This is a genomic window from Paractinoplanes lichenicola (assembly GCF_016785085.1).
GTDB lineage: Bacteria > Actinomycetota > Actinomycetes > Mycobacteriales > Micromonosporaceae > Actinoplanes > Actinoplanes lichenicola.
Genome location: NZ_JAENHO010000024.1, coordinates 1 through 17,401, shown reverse-complemented (window position 1 = coordinate 17,401; position 17,401 = coordinate 1). Strand labels below are relative to the sequence as shown.

The following is a 17,401-nucleotide window of genomic DNA, read 5'->3' as shown; positions in this document are numbered from 1 at the left end:
CCGGGTGACATACGATGCGCGGATGTTGGGACGCCCCGGGACCGCCCTGCCCGAGCTCTGCACCGGCCTGGCCGACGCCGTGATCCGACTCGACTCGCGGGCCTCGACCCGCAGCTATCGCGCCATTGTGGACCGTCTCGCGCACGCCGACCAGCCGGAGCTCGACGCCGCCCTGACGCCGCTGATCCCCGCCCTGGAGCAGGTGGCGCTGGGCAACGGCGGGCTGCTGGCCACGCTGGTGGCCGGGCTGATCGAGCAGGGCGCCGACCCGTCGCCGGTGCTGCCGGTGCTGGCCGACCGGCTGGCGACCGGGCTCGAGCTGGCCGCGCAGTTCGGGGTGCTGGCCGACAAGCTGGGCGACCGGGTGGCCGCCCCGGCCTCCGCCGACGACTATCGCGACCTGCGCGAACGGGTGGCCCAGGCGGCGGGCGGGCTGACCGTCGAGGAGGCCGGCGAGATCACCCAGGCCTGGTTCACGGTCAAGGACTGGATTCCGGCCCTGCTGCTGCCCCTGCAACAGAAGCCGGCCCGCCAGGCCCTGCCGCAGCGCGAGCGCCTGATGGCGGCGACGGCCGCGATGGTGCCGCACTCCGACGACGCGGCCTGGCTGCACGGCCTGCTCGAGGTGCTCGACGACGAGCCGCTGCTGGTGCTGCACCGGCCGACCCAGCAGGCGTACGACCTGACGATCAGCGGGGTGGGCGACAACTTCCAGCTGCACACGCTGCTCGCCGCCACCCTGATCGGCGCGCCGGCCCGCGGGCTGCTGCCGGGCACCCCGCCCGACCCGTCGTGGGTGGCCGCGGCGACCGAGGGCGAGCTGTCGCCGCCCGAGCCGATCCACGGGCAGTTCTATCTGGCCGACGCGACCGGCGAGACGATCTGGAACGAGGGCCGGCCGGCCGACATCCCGCTGCTCGGCGATCATCGCGTGGTGGTGCTCGACCCGCCGCCGTACGAGCGCAGCTGGAACATCGGCCGCACCTATCCCCTGATGAAGCCCGAGGTCACGCTCAACCGGGTGCTGCCCGCGGCCGAGGCCGTGCAGTGGGCGGGACGGGTCGCCCCGGCGTCATAGCTCCTGGCCGGTCGTGCTGTGCACGTGATCCGGGATCTCGCCCTCGTGCCGGTCGCCGGTCGTCGCGGTGCCGGACGGCTCGAACATCAGGATCGACCCGCCCGGCGAGGACGGCTTGTGCTCCACCCCCGCGGGCACCACGAACACGTCGCCGGGGCCGAGCGTCACCGTCTCGCGGCCGCGCAGCTCGATGTCGAAGCGACCGTCGAGCACCAGGAAGAACTCGTCGGTGTGCTCGTGGACGTGCCAGACGTGCTCCCCCTTCACGTGGGCGATCCGCACGTCGTAGTCGTTCATCCGCGTCACGATCCGCGGGCTGTAGACCTCGTCAAAACTGGCCAGGGCGGCCTGGATGTTCACGGGCTTGTCCATGTCCCCAGCGTGACCCGCTGGAGCACGGGCGCACAATCCTCGGCTGTGGTGAGCGTCAGGACATCGGACGCGACGGTGGCGGCCTCGGCGCGGACGGCGGCCAGAGCGGCTGCAGCGTCGATGCCATAAGCGGCGCCGACCCGGGTCACGCCACCGATGACCGGGGTGCGGCTCGCCATCGCCGTGGGTTCGCCTTCGGTTTCCCAGAGCATCAGGCCCCCGTACGTGATGGGGAAGTCGACCACGTAGGCGAGCTCGCTCGGGTCGCCCGGGTTGGCCGCCATCAGCTCGTGATACCAGCCGACCAGCAGGTCACGGTCGTCGGGCGTGGCTTTGCGGGCCCGTCCCGAGGCAGGCACCGGCTGCGATCGCGCCCGGCAGACCGAGACCCGGAACCGTTCACCGAGCCCGGGCCAGGCGGCGGTCGCCCCCGGCAGCGAGCGCGCGTCGACGCCGACCTCGGTCACGCCGGGCAGCAGCGCCGCGAGCGGCCCCCACGCCTCGTCGGGCAGCAGCGAGACGATCGGCGCATGACCGGGCGCCCGGAGGAAGGCGCCGCCACCGCTCCACCAGCCGTAGAGCTGGTCACGGGCGGTCGGGACGGCCTCGAGATAGGCAGCCTCGGTCAGCAGCATCGTGTGGTCGATCGGCCGGGCCCGCAGGAAACCGCCCGCCGCGTCCAGGAATTCGCGCACGCTCGTCGAAGTCGTCCAAGCCACCTTTCTGTCATACGCGACGGCTAGCGTCTGTTTCGTGGCTGGGGTGGGTGCGAGGCCGGGTCCAGATTTCGTCTGGTGGTGGCCCGTGGAAGCCCGGCTCCCGGGGTTGGAACCGGGTTTTCGCGGGACGCCGCCAGGCGGGATCTGGGCCCTGCCGCAGCCCCGCCACAGCCACGAAACAGGCGCTAGTGTCGGCTCCATGGTCGAGCTGGTTCTGCGGTCGAGACGGGCGGTCACGGGTGGCGGCGAGTGTGCGGCCGCCGTGGCGATCGAGGGCGGCACGATCGTGGCCGTCGGGGGTTACGACGACGTCTTCGACACCGAGGTCGACACCGACCTGGGCGAGACCGCGCTGCTGCCGGGCCTGGTCGACACGCATGTGCATGTGAACGAGCCGGGGCGTACGGAGTGGGAGGGGTTCGCCTCGGCCACCCGGGCGGCGGCGGCCGGGGGCGTCACGGCGATCATCGACATGCCGCTCAACAGCCTGCCGCCGACCGTCGACGTCGCTGCGCTGCGGGTCAAACAGGCGGCGGCCGAGGGGCAGACCTTCGTCGACGTCGGGTTCTGGGGTGGGGCCATCCCCGGCAATTCCGCCTCGCTGCCGGCTCTGCACGATGCTGGAGTCTTCGGTTTCAAGGCTTTCCTGGCCGATTCGGGTGTGCCGGAATTTCCGCCGTTGTCTGCGCCTCAGTTGGCCGCCGCGATGATCGCCGTGCGAAATGTCCTATTTGTTGTCCATGCCGAAGACCCTGACTATTTGGGCGATTTGCCCGGCGAGGCGACCTACGCGGAGTTCCTCGCGTCGCGGCCGGTCGAGGCCGAGCACGCCGCGGTCGCCACGGCCGTCGACGCCGCCCGCCGGACCGGCAGCCGGGTCCACATCCTGCATCTCTCGGCGGCCACAGCCCTCCCACTGATCGCGGCCGCCCGCGCCGAGGGCCTGCCGGTCACCGCCGAGACCTGCCCGCACTATCTGACCCTCGACGCCGACCACATCCCCGCGGGCGCGACCGAGTTCAAGTGCTGCCCGCCCATCCGCGACGCGGCCAACGCCGACCTGCTCTGGCAGGCCCTGGCCGACGGGCTGATCACCTGCGTCGTCAGCGACCACTCCCCCTGCACGCCCGAGCTCAAGAAACGCGACACCGGCGACTTCGCGGCGGCCTGGGGCGGCATCGCGTCGGTGCAGCTGGGCCTGCCGGTGATCTGGACATCGGCCCGAGCCCGGGGTCACGCGCTGGCCGACGTGGTCGACTGGATGGCGCGCCGCCCGGCCGACCTGGTCGGGCTGCGCGCCAAAGGCCGCATCGAGGTGGGCGCCGACGCCGACCTGGTCGCGTTCGACCCGGAGGAGACGTTCGTCGTCGAGCCGGCCCGGCTGCATCACAAAAACCCCGTGACGCCGTACGCGGGCCGCAAGCTCTCGGGTGTCGTGCGCACCACCTGGCTGCGCGGGCACGCCGTGACCGGCGACGTGGCACGGGGACGGTTCCTGACGCGGAAGGACGCCTGATGGAGGATTTCGCCACGCTGCCCGATCTGGCCTCGCGCGCGCTCGGCGGCGGCGTCGTCCACGCCGACGACGAGTTCTTCGCGGCGGCCGACCACCTCGTGCTTCCGGCCCCGCCGGTCTTCGCGCCGCGCACCTTCGACCACAAGGGCCAGGTGTACGACGGGTGGGAGACCCGCCGGCGCCGCGAGCCGGGTCACGACGTGGCGATCGTCCGGCTCGGCGCGCCCGGCGTGATCCGCGGCGTCGACGTCGACACGGCCTTCTTCACCGGCAACTATCCGCCCCACGCGGCGATCGACGGGCTGGCCGCCGAGGGCTATCCGGCCCCGGCCGAGCTGGCCGCCGCCGAGTGGACGCCGCTGGTGCCGAAATCCCCGCTCGCGGGCGACAGCCGCAACCTGTTCCCCGTCACGAGCGACCGGCGGTTCACCCACGTACGGCTGACGATCTTCCCGGACGGTGGCGTCGCCCGGCTGCGGGTGCACGGCACGGTCGTCCCCGATCCGCGGCTGCTGCCCGAGGTCGTCGACGTGGCCGCCCTCGCCCACGGGGCGCGGATCACCGAGTGCAGCAACATGTTCTACGGCCACCCGGAGAACATGCTGATGCCCGGCCTGGCCCAGCACATGGGCGACGGCTGGGAGACGTCCCGCCGCCGCGACGACGCCAACGACTGGCTGACGGTCCGGCTGGCCGCCCCGGCCGAGATCGCGCTGGTCGACCTCGACACCACCCACTTCAAGGGCAACGCCCCCGGTTGGGCCACCGTCCGCGGCACCGAGGACGGCGTCGAGTGGTTCGACATCCTGCCCCGTACCGCCCTGCGTCCCGACACCCCACACCGCTTCCCCGTACGACCCGGTCGCGTCGCCGCCGCGGCCCGGCTCGACATCTATCCCGACGGCGGCATGGCCCGGCTGCGCCTGCACGGACGGCCGGTCGAGGGTTTCCTCGAAAACCAGTTCCGCCGTCATGTCGAAACCGGCTGACCCGCTCCGACCACCGGGCATGACCAAACTCATCGCGGAAATGTCCATGTCCCTCGACGGTTTCGTCGCCGACGAGAACGACGGTGTCGACGAGCTCTTCGGCTGGTATTTCAACGGCGACGTCGTTATGCCATTTAGTGGAGGCGAGTTCCGGGTCAGCGAGGCCAGCGCGGAGTTCCTGCGCCCGGTCTTCGCGGGCGGCCGCATCGGCGCGCTGCTCACCGGCCGCCGCAACTTCGACCTGGCCCAGGGCTGGGGTGGCCGGCACCCGGTCGGCTGTCCCGTCTTCGTGGTCAGCCACTCCGTGCCCGACGGCTGGCCCCGGCCCGGCACGACGTTCCACGACGACGCCCTCGTCGCGCTCGAGGCGGCCCGGGCGGCGGCCGGCGACCGCGACGTCGTCGTGGCCACCCCGAGCCTGATCCGGCAATACCTGGCCGCCAAGGTGCTCGACGAGATCGTGGTGTCGCTGGTGCCGGTGCTGCTGGGCCGGGGCACCCGCTATTTCGACGCGCTCGGCGACACCCCCGTACGCCTCTCCGACCCGGCGATCGTGGCCGGCCGCGCGGTGACCCACCTGACGTACCAGGTGCTGCGGTAGCTTTCCGCCATGGCATACGACGAGGTGCTGGCCCAACGCCTGCGCGACCGCCTCACCGACCCGGCCGTCACCGAACGCAAGATGTTCGGCGGCCTGGCCTTCTTCACGAACGGCAACATGACCGTCGGCGTGACCGGCGACGCGCTGATCGTGCGGCTCGGCGTGCCCGAGGTCGAGGCCGCCATGAGCCGCCCCGGCGTCCGCCCGTTCGAGGGCAACGGCCGCGTGATGAAAAGCTGGCTCCTCGTCGCCGGCGACCACCTCGACGACGCCGCCCTCGACTCCTGGCTGGCCGAGGCGCTCGACTACGTGACCGGGTTGCCCGCCAAGTGACGGCGCTTCGCGCGGTAGGGCAGCACGTAGAGGTAGAGACCCGAGAAGAACAAGATGCCCAGCGGCAACAGCGGCGTATACGAAACCCACAACAGTGACTCACCACCCACGGTGATGGCCACGGTCGTCACGACCACCGTCACCGTGAAAAGAGCCGCCATCCACCGATGCGCCTGCCGAACCCACGTCTTCATCCCGAACCTCCCAGTCGTCTCGTTCACGCAGGCCACGCTAGAACCGACCGCCGCCCACCCGCTTCTCGATTCCTGACCGGTCCAACGCGACGAGATGGCCCTTGCCCACGGCGTGCATCAACTCGCCGTGACCCGGGAAGAATCGGTCAACCTGGCGTGGGCACACCCGGTAATCCCCCGGCCGGTCCGCCCACACGACTCCTGGCCGGCCTTTCACAACCGCGAGCGGCCGGCCGGCCAGCAACGTGACGGCACGGAACCGGCCCGGACGCAGTCGCGCGACGGTCCGGCCGGCCAGGCCGACCACGGCGAGCCCGGCGTCGTCCACCAGCCAGAGCGTGTCGCCGTCGAGCATCGGCCGGTGGGCCGGGGCCAGGTCACGGTCGTTCCGCCACAGCAAGCGGACGCCTGACTCCAGGGTGAAATCCATGACCGTCCGGGAGCCGGCAACGAACGTGATGCGGCCGCCGTCGCCGGTATGGCTCAGCCGGAAGTCCTCCAGCGGGTGCTCAAACTGGCGGATGCCGGTTCCGGAGACGACGTACAGGGCGGATTTCTCGGAGGCGGCGACCAGAACCGCTTGATGGCCAGGAATCGACACCGGCCACGAGAGGCGGCCGGAAACCGGGCTCGGCAACGGCAGGGACGAGCCGTCGACGAGTGACAGCCGCTCCAACGGGTGGTAGCCGCGCCAGCCACCGACGAAGACAGCGCTGCCGCTGACGGTGACGTAACGCCGCTCCCGCAGGCCGCCGACCGACCACAGCGGGTCGCCGGTGCCGAGATCGAAGCAGCGCAGGATGCCCGTTTGGCTCAGATACAAGCACCGGTCACCCGCGCGGACGACCGTTCCCCAGCAGTCCTCGACGCGTTGCTCCCACAGTTGGTCGCCGGTGCGCGGGTCGAGCCGCACCAGACGCGTGAGTCGCTCGGCCACGATCAGCGCGTCCGGCGACACCGCGACCGCTTCCGACCGTACGTGCAGCGGCCGCGTCCAGACGATCACCACGGCATGCTCGCACTGTCCGCGGCGGCCCCGCCACCGGATCGGGCGGGGCTCTTCACTTCCGCAGGCCGGGTGGTGGTGTTGGTCTGGCCGGGCACGCCTGCACCGCGGACGTTGGTTAGCGTGCGGTAATGCGACCGATCCACGTGAACGAATGGGACGGGCCGGCGTCGGCGGCGCCGGCGGTTCTCGTGCACGGGACGTTTTCTTGGGCGTTGCGGGCGTTCGAGTTTCAGCGGGCGCTCGCTCGAAGCCGCCGGATTCTGCTGCCGGACCGGCGTGGTTTCGGCGACAGCCCGGACCTGGATCGAAGTCAGGCCAACGATTCGTCCGTCGGCGACGATCATGGTCTGGAGATCACCAGTGACTATGCGGTCGACGCCGTTGATCTCCTCGTGTTGATGTCGGGCGCGGGGCCGCGCGGTGTTCACCTGGTGGGGCACTCCTACGGGGGCACGGTGGCGATGCTGGCTGCTGCGGCTCGGCCCGATCTGGTGCGGTCGCTGGTGATGGTCGAGCCTTGTGCGCACACGGTTGCCGCGGTTGGGATCTCCTTCCCACTGGCGACCTGCCGGGGATGGCCGACTTGATGCGAGCCGTCTGCACCTCGACCGCCGACCGGATCGACGCCGAGCTGACCCGGATTCCGGGCGCGGCCCACGAACCGCAGCGCGGACAACCCGACGCGTTCAACACTGTGCTGGCCCGGTTCTGGTCGGCGGCTTGACCGGCAGCCCACACGTGAGCCACCGCCACGGCCGGAGGGCGCGCTATGGCCGTGACCAAAGTCGGGGCCGCGAGGCGCGCCGGGTTCGCGATGGTGCGGTTGTTCCGCCCGACGACTCGTACGGGGGCATTGGTGTTAAAGGAACTCGAGCAGCTGTTCCCGGGTGAAGACGGCATCCTCGAGGGCGCCGCAGTTGAGGCCGCGGAGCAGGTAGGAGGCGAGGGCGCGGGCGGTGGCGGGCTCGTCGGCGATGCCGCTGTCGGCGCGGGCGAGGTAGCGCTGCAGGCGGGTGACGGCGATGTCGCGGCCCTCGCGGAAAAAGGCATAGGTGGCGGCGTAGCGGGTCGGCAGTTGGGCCGGGTGGAGGTCCCAGCCCTGGTAGAAGCCGCGTTCGAGGGAGCGGGCGACCAGGCGGTGGTGGATCGTCCACGCCTCCTGCACCTCGGTGCGCGAACCGACGGGCAGGATGTTGGTGGAGCCGTCGGAGAGGCGGACGCCGGTCTGGGCGGCGGCGGCCTGCATGACGGCCTTGGCGTGGTCGGCGACCGGGTGGTCCATCGCCTGATACGCGGCGGCGATGCCGGCGGCGGCGCTGTAGTCGTACGTGCCGTAGTGCAGGCCGGTGCAGCGGCCGGCGGCGGCGGTGAGCAGGCGGGTGACGGTGGCGGTGCCGTCGGCGGCGAGCACGGCCGACGGCAGCTCGATCTGGATCTCGAAGCGGAGCGTTCCGTGGGCCAGACCGTAGGCGTGCTCCAGCTTGTCGAGCAGCGCGGCGAACGTGGCCACCTGCTCGGCGCCGCTCACCTTGGGCAGGGTGAGCATGAACTGGTCGTCCTGATAGGACGAGAGGAACAGGTCGAGCGTGCGCAGCGATCGGCGGCGCGTGGTGGCTTCGAGCGACTTCACGCGCAGGCCGAGGAAGGGCGGGCGGTCGCCGGCGCGCAGGATCTCCGCCGCCTTGCGGACCGCGGCGTCCTCCTGGTCGTCGTCGCGGACGCCGTATCCGTCCTCGAAGTCGACCCGTAAGTCCTCGATCGGCTCGCGGGCCAGCTTCTCGCGGACACCCGGCACCGACCACGGGAAGTCGTGCTCGTCCATCGCCCGCAGCGCCTCGTCGCCCCACTCGCGGAAGCCGTCGAGGCGGTCGGCCGGGATGTAGACGGTGTGCACGGGCTGCCGGTCGGCCCGCTCGCCCGGGTAGCGCGCCGCGAGGAACGCGTCGTGGGCGGCGAGCCGGCCGTCGACCTCGTCGTAATCGGCGCCGGTGAGCCGCATCAGTTGACCTCGTCGCGGGAAGCGCCGGTGAGCCGCATCAGCCGACCTCGTCGCGGGAAGCGCCGGTGAGCCGCATCAGTCGATCGAGTCGTAGGCGGCGGTGGTGAGGAAGTCGGCGAAGTCGTCGGCCAGCGCGACCCGCTCGAACAGCTTGCGCGCGTCGTCGAAGCGGCTCTGCCCCCACGCCTCGTCGCCGATCGCCTCCCGGATCTTGGCCAGCTCCTCGTCCTCGATCCGGCCCACGAGGTCGGCCGTGATCTCGGTGCCGTCGGGCAGCCGTACGCCGTTGTGGATCCACTGCCACAGCTGCGAGCGCGAGATCTCGGCCGTCGCCGCGTCCTCCATCAGGTTGTTGATCGCCACGGCGCCGTTGCCGCGCAGCCACGCCTCCAGGTATTGCAGGCCGACCGAGACGTCGTTGCGCAGCCCGTCCTCGGTGACCTCGCCGGGGGTGGCCGCCACGTCGAGCAGCTGCTCGGCGGTGACCTCGACCTCGGGGCGCAGCCGGTCGAGCTGGTTGGGCTTGTCGCCGAGCACCCGGTCGAAGATCTCCTGACAGACCGGTACGAGGTCGGGGTGGGCGACCCAGGAGCCGTCGAACCCGTCGCCCGCCTCGCGCTCCTTGTCTTCGCGGACCTTGGCCAGCGCGACCTCGTTGACCGCGGGGTCACGCCGGCTGGGGATGAACGCGGCCATGCCGCCCATCGCGAAGGCGCCGCGGCGGTGGCAGGTGGAGACGAGCAGTTCCGTGTACGCCCGCATGAACGGCGCGGTCATCGTGACCGAGGCGCGGTCGGGCAGCACCATCGACGGGTTGTCGCGGAAGTATTTGATGATGCTGAACAGGTAGTCCCAGCGGCCGGCGTTGAGCCCGGAGATGTGCGGCCGCAGCGCGTGCAGGATCTCCTCCATCTCGAACGCGGCCGGGATCGTCTCGATCAGCACCGTGGCCCGGATCGTGCCGACCGGGATGCCGAGCGTCTCCTGCGCGTACGTGAAGACGTCGTTCCAGAGCTCGGCTTCCTTGTGGGACTCCATCTTGGGCAGATAGAAATACGGCCCGCTGCCGCGTTCGAGCAGCTCCTTGGCGTTGTGAAAGAAGTAGAGCCCGAAGTCGACCAGCGCACCCACGGCCGGCTCGCCGTCGACCGGCAGGTGGCGCTCGTCGAGGTGCCAGCCGCGGGGCCGCATCACGATCGTCGGGTAAGGACCACCCTTGAGCTCGTACGTCTTCTGGGGTGTCTCGAGGCTGATGGTGCGCCGGATCGCGTCGTGCAGATTCTGCTGGCCGTCGACCACGTTCGACCAGTGCGGGGTGTTCGCGTCCTCCAGGTCGGCCAGCCACACCTTGGCCCCCGAGTTGAGCGCGTTGATGGTCATCTTGCGCTCGGTCGGGCCGGTGATCTCGACGCGCCGGTCCCGCAGGTCGGCCGGCGCCGGCGGGGCAGTCCACTCGGCGGCGCGCACGTCGGCCGTCTCGGGCAGGAAGCCGAGCGACCCACCGGCGGCGATCGCGGCCCGGCGCTCCCCCCGGGCCCGCAACAGCTCATTACGCCGCGGACGGAAGCGCCGGTTCAGCTCGGCGACGAACGCCACGGCCTCGTCGGACAGGATCTCGGTCATCGTCGACGGCTCCCCTCGATGCGGCTCTGCTTGTTAAACCGTAGTGGAGCCGGGGGCTGTCGGCAGGAAAGCGCCCACCTCCGCGGTCCCGGCGAAGATGGGCGCTTTCCTAGAGGTGCGGGCGGCCTGGGGACGGTGGGCGCCCGCACCGGCAATCAGTGGTTACCGTTGGTGTCGCACTTGGCCTTCTGGACCAGGCAGTCCTTGACCCGGTGGCCGAGGGCCGCGTCCTCCCAGGCGGCGAAGACGTCGCCGTGCATCGAGCTGGCCATGCCCGAGGCGAGCTTGAAGCCGGCCGGCGAGCCCGAGGTCGGGTAGCCGATCACGAAGGCGATCGACGGGATGGCGACCGGGAACTTGCCGCTGCACTTGCCGGACGAGTCGGCCGGGCCGGTGTGCGACTTGTGGTCGGGGCTGTCCAGGTGCACGCCGTCCCAGCAGTCCGGGAAGGTCAGGTGGAAGGTGAGCTCGGCGGTCTTGGCGCAGACCGGCCAGTTGCCGTCGGTGCTGCGACCGATCTCGCCACCGGCGCCGGCGCACCAGAACTGCCCGTTGGCGCCCTTCGGCGTGGCGACCTGGCGCTTGGCGTCGCCGACGACCATCCGGAAGCCCTGCGGCAGCGGCATGGTCTTGGTCGGGTCGGGCAGGCGTGAGCCGTAGTAGACCGTGACGCCGTGCGGTTCGACCTTCTGGCCGTTCTCGTAAAGGCTCGGGATCCAGTACGCCGAGTGGTCGTCGTCCGGCTTGCAGCTCGAACCGGTGTTCTTCAGCAGGGTGTCGGTCGTGGTGAAGGCGTCCGTCGCGTTGTTGCCGAGGAACGAGTGCATGTGCGATCCGCCCGGCAGGCCCGGCAGCACGATCGGGTCGTCCGCGGCGGCGTGGCTGACCTTGCAGGAGGCGTTGAACTCGGCCACCCGTACGGGGTTGCCGGTGATCGCCTTGGGCTTCATGGCGTTGAACTCGGCCAGCTGGGCCTTCCACTTGGCCTGGTCCATCACGACCCAGCCGGCGGTCGTGGCCGGTGGCGTCGTGGTGGGCGCGGTCGTCGACGGGGTGGCCGGCTTTGTCGTGGGCGGCGTCGTCGGCGTGGTCGGCGTGGTCGCGGCTCCGCCCAACGTGAACCAGTTGACGTTCACGAAGTCCGATTTGTGCGTGCTTTTCATGACGGCGACGAGCTTCTGCGTGCCGGTCGGCGCCTTTACCGTCGCGGTCTTGGTGACCCACTTCTGCCAGCCGCCGGTCTTGGTCACCGGGATCGTGGTCAGCAGCGTGCCGGTCGGCGAGCCGAGCCGCAGTTCGATCGAGCCGCCCGCGGAGTTGTCGGAGGCGATCCGGGCCGTGACGGTGCTGCCGACGGTCACGTTGTCGTAGCGCAGCCAGTCGCCGTTCGCGAGCCAGCCGACGTTCTTGCCGCCGTCCTGGTCACCCGTGTTCTCGGTCTGCGCGCCGGACTGGGCCGAGAAGGCCTCGGCCTGCAGCCGCCCGGGGACGACGGTCTCGGCGGCGTTCGCGGTGGCGATGTAGACGCCGCTGCCCCCGACCGCCAGCGCAACAGCCGCGCCGAGGACAACGCGGGTGACGCGGCGACGATTGCGGGGGTTGGGCGGGGCGACGTGTTGGGGGTCAGTCCGCATTGTCTTGCTCTCTCGTCTCTGCCGTTCCGGGGCCGTTTCGAGAGCGAGTATGCAGAGGTCAGAGCGTTCTTTCAACGCGTGGAGAAAGAATTAGGAATTGCCATTCGAGGCGTCGCAGGTCGCCGCGATATCGATTCTCAATAACATTTTTCCGGGGTCTCCGCCTTAAGTCTTCCTTAAATGCCACACGAGTTCGATCAACCACAGACCGTGACAACCTTCCCCCGTACGCCGTGAGCCGCGCTCGCCGTCCCCGGGCGGGCGGCCGCGGGTCAACGGTCGCTGTCGAGCAGGCGCCGATGGGCGCGGACGGCCTCCCGGGCCAGCGTCTCGGCGTCGGCGTGCACGAGGTCGGCCCGCTCGACGACCGGCCGCCCGCCGACCAGCGCCAGCTCGACGGGCGCGGCCGGCCCGAGCACCAGCGCGGCCAGCTTGTCGTCGATGCCCGCATGCCCGAGGCCGTCGAGCCGCCACACGACGAGGTCGGCCAGCTTGCCCGGTTCGAGCGAACCCAGCTCGTCCTGCCGGCCCAGGCAGCGGGCGCCGCCCATCGTGGCCAGGCGCAAAGCCTCCCGCGCGTTCATCGCCGCCGGTCCGCCCCGGATGCGGGCCGTGTAGAGCGCCTGCCGCAGCTCCTCCCCCAGGTGGGCCGCTTCCTGCGAGGCCGAGCCGTCGACGCCGAGGCCGACCGGCACGCGATGGTCGAGCAGCTCGCGCACCCGGGCCGCGCCCGCGCCGAGCCGCGCGTTCGAGCTCGGGCAATGTGCGACTCCGGTGCCGGTGGCGCCCAGCTTCGCGATCGCCGAGTCGTCGAGGTGCACGCCGTGGGCCAGCCACACGTCGTCGCCCAGCCAGCCGAGCCGCTCGGCATACTCGACCGGCGTGCAGCCGAACCGCTCGCGGCAGAAGTCCTCCTCGTCGTCGGTCTCGGCCAGGTGGGTGTGCAGCCGGACGCCCTTGCGCCGGGCCAGCTCGGCGGCCTCGCTCATCAGCCGCTCGGTGACCGAGAACGGCGAACAGGGCGCGACCGCGATCCGCAGCATCGCTCCCGGGGACGGGTCGTGCCAGCGGTCGATCGCCTTCTCGGTGGCCAGGAGGGCGTCTTCGGTGCTCTCGACGATGTTGTCGGGCGGGAGTCCGCCGTCCTTGCGCCCGAGATCCATCGAGCCGCGCGTGGGGTGGAAGCGCAGGCCGACCCGCCGGGCCGCCTCGATCTCGGCCTCGAGCACGTCGCCGCCGTCGCGCGGGAAGACGTAGTGGTGATCCATCGACGTCGTGCAGCCGGAGAGGGCCAGCCAGCCCAGCCCGGCCCCGGCCGCGGCCCCGACGATCTCGGCGTCGAGCCGGCCCCAGATCGGGTAGAGCGTGGTCAGCCAGCCGAACAGCGTCTCGTCGACGGCCAGGCCGCGGGTCGCCCACTGGTAGAGGTGGTGATGCGTGTTGATCAGCCCGGGTGTGACGAGGCAGCCCGAACCGTCGACCCGCCTGACCTCGCCCGGCGTTCCTTCCCCGCCCGGCGCCCCTGCCCCGCCCGGCGTCCCTGCCCCGCCCAGCGCCCCTGCCCCGCCGGGCGGCCCGTTTGGCGCTGGTCCCGCACCGACGGCGGTGATGCGGCCGTCGGCGCCGATCACCACGTGGCCGTCGGCGTGATACGTGTCGGAGGCATCGACCGTGGCGACGGCGACGTTCTCGATGACGATCACGGATACCACTCCGTGATCGCGGGCGGGACGTCGTCGCGGGTCACGGTGCCCTCGATCAACCCGTACGGCCGGTCGCCGGCGATGAAGACCTCGTTGTCGTTGGCCAGGTCGAACGGCGAGAGGTCGACCAGGTAGTGGTGCTTGTTGGGCAGCGCGAGCCGGATCTCGGCGATCTCGGCCTGGTCGGTGAGCACCTGACTGCCCATCGCGAACAGCGTCTGCTGCAGCGAGAGGCTGTGCGTGTAGACAAAAGCCCTGGTCAAAGCGTCGACCACGCCCGGGAACGACTTGCCCCAGTCGGTCGTGTCGTGCAGGTGCCGCCAGCGGGCGTCGACCGCCGTGGCCAGGATGCGGTCGGTGGTCTCGGGCAGGGTCGTGTATTTGTCGCGCGGGTAGCCGTGGAACTCCGAATTCGTCGAGTTGAGCAGCACCATCCCGGAGATCCCGCTGACCACCTGGGTCTGCTCGACGGTGACGGTGACCTCCGCCGTACGCGTGTGGTCGCCCTGTCGCTTGAACGAGTGCGGCCCCAGCCGCTGCCACGCGAGCGACTCAATGCCGACCCGGGCCGCGCGGATCTGCGTCTGGGTCTCGACGAAATGCCGGGCCAGGCGCAACGCGAACTCCTCGGGCTCGCCCACGCCGTGCTCCTTGGCGAACGCGTACACCGTGTTCTTCATGGTGTCGGTGGGCAGCACGCCCGAGTTGTCGCCGGTCAGGTGGGTCGCGGCCAGGTCGCCGGAGAGGGCGATGCTGACGTTGAAATCGGCCAGCGTGTGCGTCTCGCCGTCGCGGGTGACGCGAACCAGCCGCGTCTCGGCCTTGCCGTAGCGGTTTTCTCCGAGCACGATCGCCACGCGCGTTCAGCTCCCTCGATAGGTCGTGTATCCGTAACGGCTGAGCAGCAGCGGCACGTGATAATGCCGCTCGGGGTCGCGGACGTGGAAGGCGACCGTGATCTCCGGGAAGAAGCAGTCGGCCCCCAGGTAGGGCTCGACGTAGAAGGACAGGCGATAGCCACCCGCCTGCCACTCGTGCAACGGAACCCGATAGCGCAAGCGGCCGTCGTCGTCCGTGCGCCCCTCGGCGATCGTCCCCCACCCCTGCGCGTCGCGTCGCTCCAACCGCACATAAACATCGCGGGCCGGCTCGCCGCTGATCGTGTCGAGGATGTGCGTCGAGATCTTCGCGTGGAACTCGGGCTCCGTGCCGTCGTCAGAGGGCATCGAGCACCCGCTCGAGTCGCAGCAGGGCGATCGCCTGCAGCTCGTGGACGACGACCTCACGCTCGGCGGCCTCGTCGTTGCCGAGCCGCTCGCGGGCCGCGGCGAGGATCTCCTCCTGCGTACGCCCGCTGGCGAAGATCAGAAACACGTGACCGAACCTCTCCTCGTACGCCCGGTTGGCCTCGATCAACGCCGCCTTGGTGACCTCGTCGGCGCTGGCCGCGGCCGTCGACTGCTCGCGGCGGGACCACGCGGACTCCTTGGAGGCGCCGCCCGCACGCTCGCCTATTCGCGGGTGGGCGGCGAGGGCGGTGAGCACCTCGGGCCAGCTCAGGGCCTGCGTGGCGGCGCCGGCGACGGCGAGCACGTCGGCACGCCGCTCATAAGGGCGCTGGGCCATGATCTTGGCACCCCACGCGGGGGCGGCCAGACAGGCGAGAAGATCCTGCTCGAGGCGGGCGTCGGGCAGCGAGTTGAACACCTCGACCGCGTCCATCGGCACCCCTTCCTATGTCGATCAGTCAATCAGGCCTTTGCGGCCCGATGCACTCATTCCCCGACGTTGCTTCGTGCCGCACACCTTGCCATGCCGGGCCGACAGTTTTCTGGGGCCTGTGGATAACTCCGGGGCTGTGGACAACGGCGGGGTTTTGTCGGACCCATGGGACAGGATGGTCGCGTGCTCATCGCCGACGACGCTCTGCCCGACCTTCCGATCCGTCCGGTCCTGCCGCGGGTTCGCGCGGCGTTGTCCGGCGACGGCTCGGCGGTGCTGGTGGCCCCGCCCGGCACGGGCAAGACGACGTTAGTGCCGCTGGCGCTCAAGGGCCGGGTCGTGGTGGCCGAGCCCCGCCGCCTGGCCGCCCGCGCCGCCGCCCGCCGCATGGCCGCGCTGCTGGGTGAGAAGCCGGGCGCTCAGGTCGGTTATACGGTTCGCGGCGATCGCCAGGTCTCCCGGGCCACCCGGGTCGAGGTCGTGACGACCGGCGTCCTCGTCCGGCGGCTGCAACGCGACCCCGAGCTGGCCGGCACCGCGGTCGTGATCCTCGACGAGTGCCACGAGCGCCACCTCGACACCGACCTGGCGCTGGCCTTCCTGATCGAGGTGCGGGCCGCCCTCCGCCCCGACCTGGGCCTGCTGGCCACCTCGGCCACGGCCGACGCGGGCCGGCTGTCCGAGGTGCTGGGCGCGGCCCCGGTGGTCACGGCGTCGGCCCGGGTCTTCCCGGTCGCCGAGTTCTGGACTCCGCCGCCGGGCCCGATCACGCCGCCGCTGGGCCTGCGGGTCGATCCGCGCCTGCTCGACCACGTGGCCGCTACGACCCGCCGGGCCTTGGCCGAGGGTGAGGGCGACGTGCTGGTCTTCCTGCCCGGCGCACGCGAGATCGACGCCGTGGCCGACCGGCTGGGCGGGTGCGGGGCCGAGGTGATCCCGCTGCACGGCCGCCAGCCCGGCGCGGTGCAAGACGCCGCCCTGCGCCCGGGTTCGCGGCGCCGGGTGGTGCTGGCCACCGCGGTCGCCGAGAGCAGCCTGACCGTCCCCGGCGTGCGGGCGGTGGTCGACGCCGGCCTCAGCCGGGTCCCCCGCATGGATCACGCCCGTGGCCTGGGCGCCCTGGCCACGGTGCCGGTGTCGCGGGCGGCGGCCGTGCAGCGCGCGGGCCGAGCCGGTCGCGAGGCGCCCGGCCGGGTCTATCGCTGCTGGTCGCAGACCCAGCACGACCGGCTCCCGCCCCAGCCCGAGCCCGAGATCGCCGCCGCCGACCTGACGGGCTTCGCGCTCGACCTGGCCCTGTGGGGTCACCCCGACGGCAGCGGATTGTCACTGCCCGACCAGCCGCCGGCCGGTGCCCTGCAGTCCGCCGTGGCCACGCTGCGCGACCTGGGCGCGGTCGACGATGCCGGTCGTGTGACCGCCCGGGGCCGTGCCCTGGCCGACGCGGGCCTGCATCCCCGCCTGGCCCGGGCCCTGCTCGACGGCGCTCCCGCGGTCGGCTCCCGCCGGGCTGCCGAGATCGTCGCCCTGCTCGACGACGACCGCTCCGCCACCGACGACCTGACCACCGCCTGGCGCCGCGCCCGCGGCAACCGCGACCCGGCCTGGCGCACCGAGGTGACCCGCCTGACCGCGGCCTTGCAGCGAAACCCGTCGGACGAATCAGTCCCCGACGTCACCGACGCGGCCGCCGCTCCCGACACCTCCACACCCGCGCCGGACGCGACCCGTTCCGCCCTCGACAGCTCGGCACGTGGCGGGGAGGCGCGTAGCAGTGAGACGCGTGGCGGGGAGGCGCGTAGCAGTGAGACGCGTGGCGGGGAGGCGCGTAGCAGTGAGACGCGTGGCGGGGAGGCGCGTAGCAGTGAGACGCGTGGCGGGGAGGCGCGTAGCAGTGAGACGCGTGGCG

At 71.5% G+C, this 17,401-nt stretch carries 19 protein-coding genes; 8 read left to right on the top strand and 11 right to left on the bottom strand.

The features are described 5' to 3' along the window. The first annotated feature begins 22 nt into the window (after positions 1–22). Entirely contained in the window at positions 23–1,078 is a 1,056-nt protein-coding gene (locus tag JKJ07_RS47320) for a hypothetical protein (RefSeq protein ID WP_203078466.1), read from the top strand. Here JKJ07_RS47320 and JKJ07_RS47315 read toward each other — a convergent pair. Both JKJ07_RS47315 and JKJ07_RS47310 read right to left on the bottom strand, forming a co-directional pair. Next, entirely contained in the window at positions 1,073–1,450 is a 378-nt protein-coding gene (locus JKJ07_RS47315; protein ID WP_203078465.1) for a cupin domain-containing protein, read from the bottom strand. The genes JKJ07_RS47320 and JKJ07_RS47315 overlap by 6 nt on opposite strands. Then, positions 1,435–2,169 carry a hypothetical protein gene (locus JKJ07_RS47310; RefSeq protein ID WP_203078464.1) on the bottom strand — a complete coding sequence of 245 codons (735 nt, stop codon included), beginning with the start codon at positions 2,167–2,169 and terminating at the stop codon, positions 1,435–1,437. Before JKJ07_RS47310 ends, JKJ07_RS47315 begins: the two co-directional genes overlap by 16 nt. 199 nt (positions 2,170–2,368) lie before the next feature. On the opposite strand from JKJ07_RS47310, the gene allB reads away from it, so the two are divergent. From allB to JKJ07_RS47290, 4 genes are read left to right on the top strand one after another with little or no spacing between them, the layout of a single operon-like run. Then, positions 2,369–3,685, top strand: coding sequence for an allantoinase AllB (gene allB, locus JKJ07_RS47305; RefSeq protein ID WP_203078463.1), 1,317 nt, complete (start codon positions 2,369–2,371; stop codon positions 3,683–3,685). Continuing rightward, positions 3,685–4,674 (top strand): allantoicase, encoded by a 990-nt coding sequence (gene alc / locus JKJ07_RS47300; protein ID WP_203078462.1) that lies wholly within the window; start codon positions 3,685–3,687, stop codon positions 4,672–4,674. The genes allB and alc overlap by 1 nt, the downstream gene beginning before the upstream one ends. A 19-nt stretch (positions 4,675–4,693) precedes the next feature. Next, positions 4,694–5,275 carry a dihydrofolate reductase family protein gene (locus JKJ07_RS47295; RefSeq protein WP_236031451.1) on the top strand — a complete coding sequence of 194 codons (582 nt, stop codon included), beginning with the start codon at positions 4,694–4,696 and terminating at the stop codon, positions 5,273–5,275. 9 nt (positions 5,276–5,284) lie between these two features. Next, on the top strand, positions 5,285–5,608 hold the full coding sequence (locus tag JKJ07_RS47290) for a TfoX/Sxy family protein (protein WP_203078461.1): 324 nt from the start codon (positions 5,285–5,287) through the stop codon (positions 5,606–5,608). On the opposite strand, the gene JKJ07_RS47285 is transcribed toward JKJ07_RS47290, so the two are convergent. Together JKJ07_RS47285 and JKJ07_RS47280 are read right to left on the bottom strand one after the other, a co-directional pair. Further along, entirely contained in the window at positions 5,581–5,802 is a 222-nt protein-coding gene (locus JKJ07_RS47285; RefSeq protein WP_203078460.1) for a hypothetical protein, read from the bottom strand. The genes JKJ07_RS47290 and JKJ07_RS47285 overlap by 28 nt on opposite strands. Positions 5,803–5,839: 37 nt before the next feature. Then, positions 5,840–6,808, bottom strand: coding sequence for an outer membrane protein assembly factor BamB family protein (locus tag JKJ07_RS47280; protein ID WP_203078459.1), 969 nt, complete (start codon positions 6,806–6,808; stop codon positions 5,840–5,842). Between the two features lie 131 nt (positions 6,809–6,939). Between JKJ07_RS47280 and JKJ07_RS47275 the strand changes: the two genes are divergently transcribed. Next, positions 6,940–7,398 carry an alpha/beta fold hydrolase gene (locus tag JKJ07_RS47275; RefSeq protein WP_203078458.1) on the top strand — a complete coding sequence of 153 codons (459 nt, stop codon included), beginning with the start codon at positions 6,940–6,942 and terminating at the stop codon, positions 7,396–7,398. Next, positions 7,386–7,535 carry a hypothetical protein gene (locus JKJ07_RS47270; protein WP_203078457.1) on the top strand — a complete coding sequence of 50 codons (150 nt, stop codon included), beginning with the start codon at positions 7,386–7,388 and terminating at the stop codon, positions 7,533–7,535. Before JKJ07_RS47275 ends, JKJ07_RS47270 begins: the two co-directional genes overlap by 13 nt. A gap of 135 nt (positions 7,536–7,670) precedes the next feature. On the opposite strand, the gene JKJ07_RS47265 is transcribed toward JKJ07_RS47270, so the two are convergent. From JKJ07_RS47265 to uraD, 7 genes are all read right to left on the bottom strand, one after another. Then, positions 7,671–8,810, bottom strand: a complete 1,140-nt coding sequence (locus JKJ07_RS47265; RefSeq protein WP_203078456.1) for a DUF6986 family protein — start codon at positions 8,808–8,810, stop codon at positions 7,671–7,673. 75 nt (positions 8,811–8,885) lie between these two features. Beyond that, on the bottom strand, positions 8,886–10,433 hold the full coding sequence (aceB, locus tag JKJ07_RS47260; protein WP_203078455.1) for a malate synthase A: 1,548 nt from the start codon (positions 10,431–10,433) through the stop codon (positions 8,886–8,888). A 155-nt stretch (positions 10,434–10,588) separates the two neighbouring features. Continuing rightward, complete coding sequence (locus tag JKJ07_RS47255; RefSeq protein ID WP_203078454.1) at positions 10,589–12,067, bottom strand: DUF1996 domain-containing protein; 1,479 nt, start codon at positions 12,065–12,067, stop codon at positions 10,589–10,591. Positions 12,068–12,339: 272 nt separating this feature from the next. Beyond that, positions 12,340–13,770: an 8-oxoguanine deaminase gene (locus tag JKJ07_RS47250; RefSeq protein WP_203078453.1), complete on the bottom strand. Its 1,431-nt coding sequence runs from the start codon at positions 13,768–13,770 to the stop codon at positions 12,340–12,342. Continuing rightward, entirely contained in the window at positions 13,767–14,627 is an 861-nt protein-coding gene (gene pucL, locus JKJ07_RS47245; protein ID WP_203078452.1) for a factor-independent urate hydroxylase, read from the bottom strand. The genes JKJ07_RS47250 and pucL overlap by 4 nt, the downstream gene beginning before the upstream one ends. 6 nt (positions 14,628–14,633) lie before the next feature. Then, positions 14,634–14,996 carry a hydroxyisourate hydrolase gene (uraH, locus tag JKJ07_RS47240; RefSeq protein WP_203078451.1) on the bottom strand — a complete coding sequence of 121 codons (363 nt, stop codon included), beginning with the start codon at positions 14,994–14,996 and terminating at the stop codon, positions 14,634–14,636. After that, positions 14,986–15,492, bottom strand: coding sequence for a 2-oxo-4-hydroxy-4-carboxy-5-ureidoimidazoline decarboxylase (uraD, locus tag JKJ07_RS47235; protein ID WP_203078450.1), 507 nt, complete (start codon positions 15,490–15,492; stop codon positions 14,986–14,988). The genes uraH and uraD overlap by 11 nt, the downstream gene beginning before the upstream one ends. Before the next feature lie 165 nt (positions 15,493–15,657). Here uraD and JKJ07_RS47230 point away from each other — a divergent pair. Beyond that, the coding region (locus JKJ07_RS47230; RefSeq protein WP_268919459.1) for a helicase-related protein at positions 15,658–17,401 on the top strand (1,744 nt) is incomplete at its 3' end.

Bases quoted from the DNA above. Each gene is read 5' to 3' on its own strand.
- JKJ07_RS47320 (WP_203078466.1), top strand. From the start codon at position 23: ATGTTGGGACGCCCCGGGACCGCCCTGCCCGAGCTCTGCACCGGCCTG.
- JKJ07_RS47315 (WP_203078465.1), bottom strand. From the start codon at position 1,450: ATGGACAAGCCCGTGAACATCCAGGCCGCCCTGGCCAGTTTTGACGAG.
- allB (WP_203078463.1), top strand. From the start codon at position 2,369: ATGGTCGAGCTGGTTCTGCGGTCGAGACGGGCGGTCACGGGTGGCGGC.
- alc (WP_203078462.1), top strand. From the start codon at position 3,685: ATGGAGGATTTCGCCACGCTGCCCGATCTGGCCTCGCGCGCGCTCGGC.
- JKJ07_RS47295 (WP_236031451.1), top strand. From the start codon at position 4,694: ATGACCAAACTCATCGCGGAAATGTCCATGTCCCTCGACGGTTTCGTC.
- JKJ07_RS47290 (WP_203078461.1), top strand. From the start codon at position 5,285: ATGGCATACGACGAGGTGCTGGCCCAACGCCTGCGCGACCGCCTCACC.
- JKJ07_RS47285 (WP_203078460.1), bottom strand. From the start codon at position 5,802: ATGAAGACGTGGGTTCGGCAGGCGCATCGGTGGATGGCGGCTCTTTTC.
- JKJ07_RS47275 (WP_203078458.1), top strand. From the start codon at position 6,940: ATGCGACCGATCCACGTGAACGAATGGGACGGGCCGGCGTCGGCGGCG.
- JKJ07_RS47270 (WP_203078457.1), top strand. From the start codon at position 7,386: ATGGCCGACTTGATGCGAGCCGTCTGCACCTCGACCGCCGACCGGATC.
- JKJ07_RS47265 (WP_203078456.1), bottom strand. From the start codon at position 8,810: ATGCGGCTCACCGGCGCCGATTACGACGAGGTCGACGGCCGGCTCGCC.
- aceB (WP_203078455.1), bottom strand. From the start codon at position 10,433: ATGACCGAGATCCTGTCCGACGAGGCCGTGGCGTTCGTCGCCGAGCTG.
- JKJ07_RS47255 (WP_203078454.1), bottom strand. From the start codon at position 12,067: ATGCGGACTGACCCCCAACACGTCGCCCCGCCCAACCCCCGCAATCGT.
- uraH (WP_203078451.1), bottom strand. From the start codon at position 14,996: ATGCCCTCTGACGACGGCACGGAGCCCGAGTTCCACGCGAAGATCTCG.
- uraD (WP_203078450.1), bottom strand. From the start codon at position 15,492: ATGGACGCGGTCGAGGTGTTCAACTCGCTGCCCGACGCCCGCCTCGAG.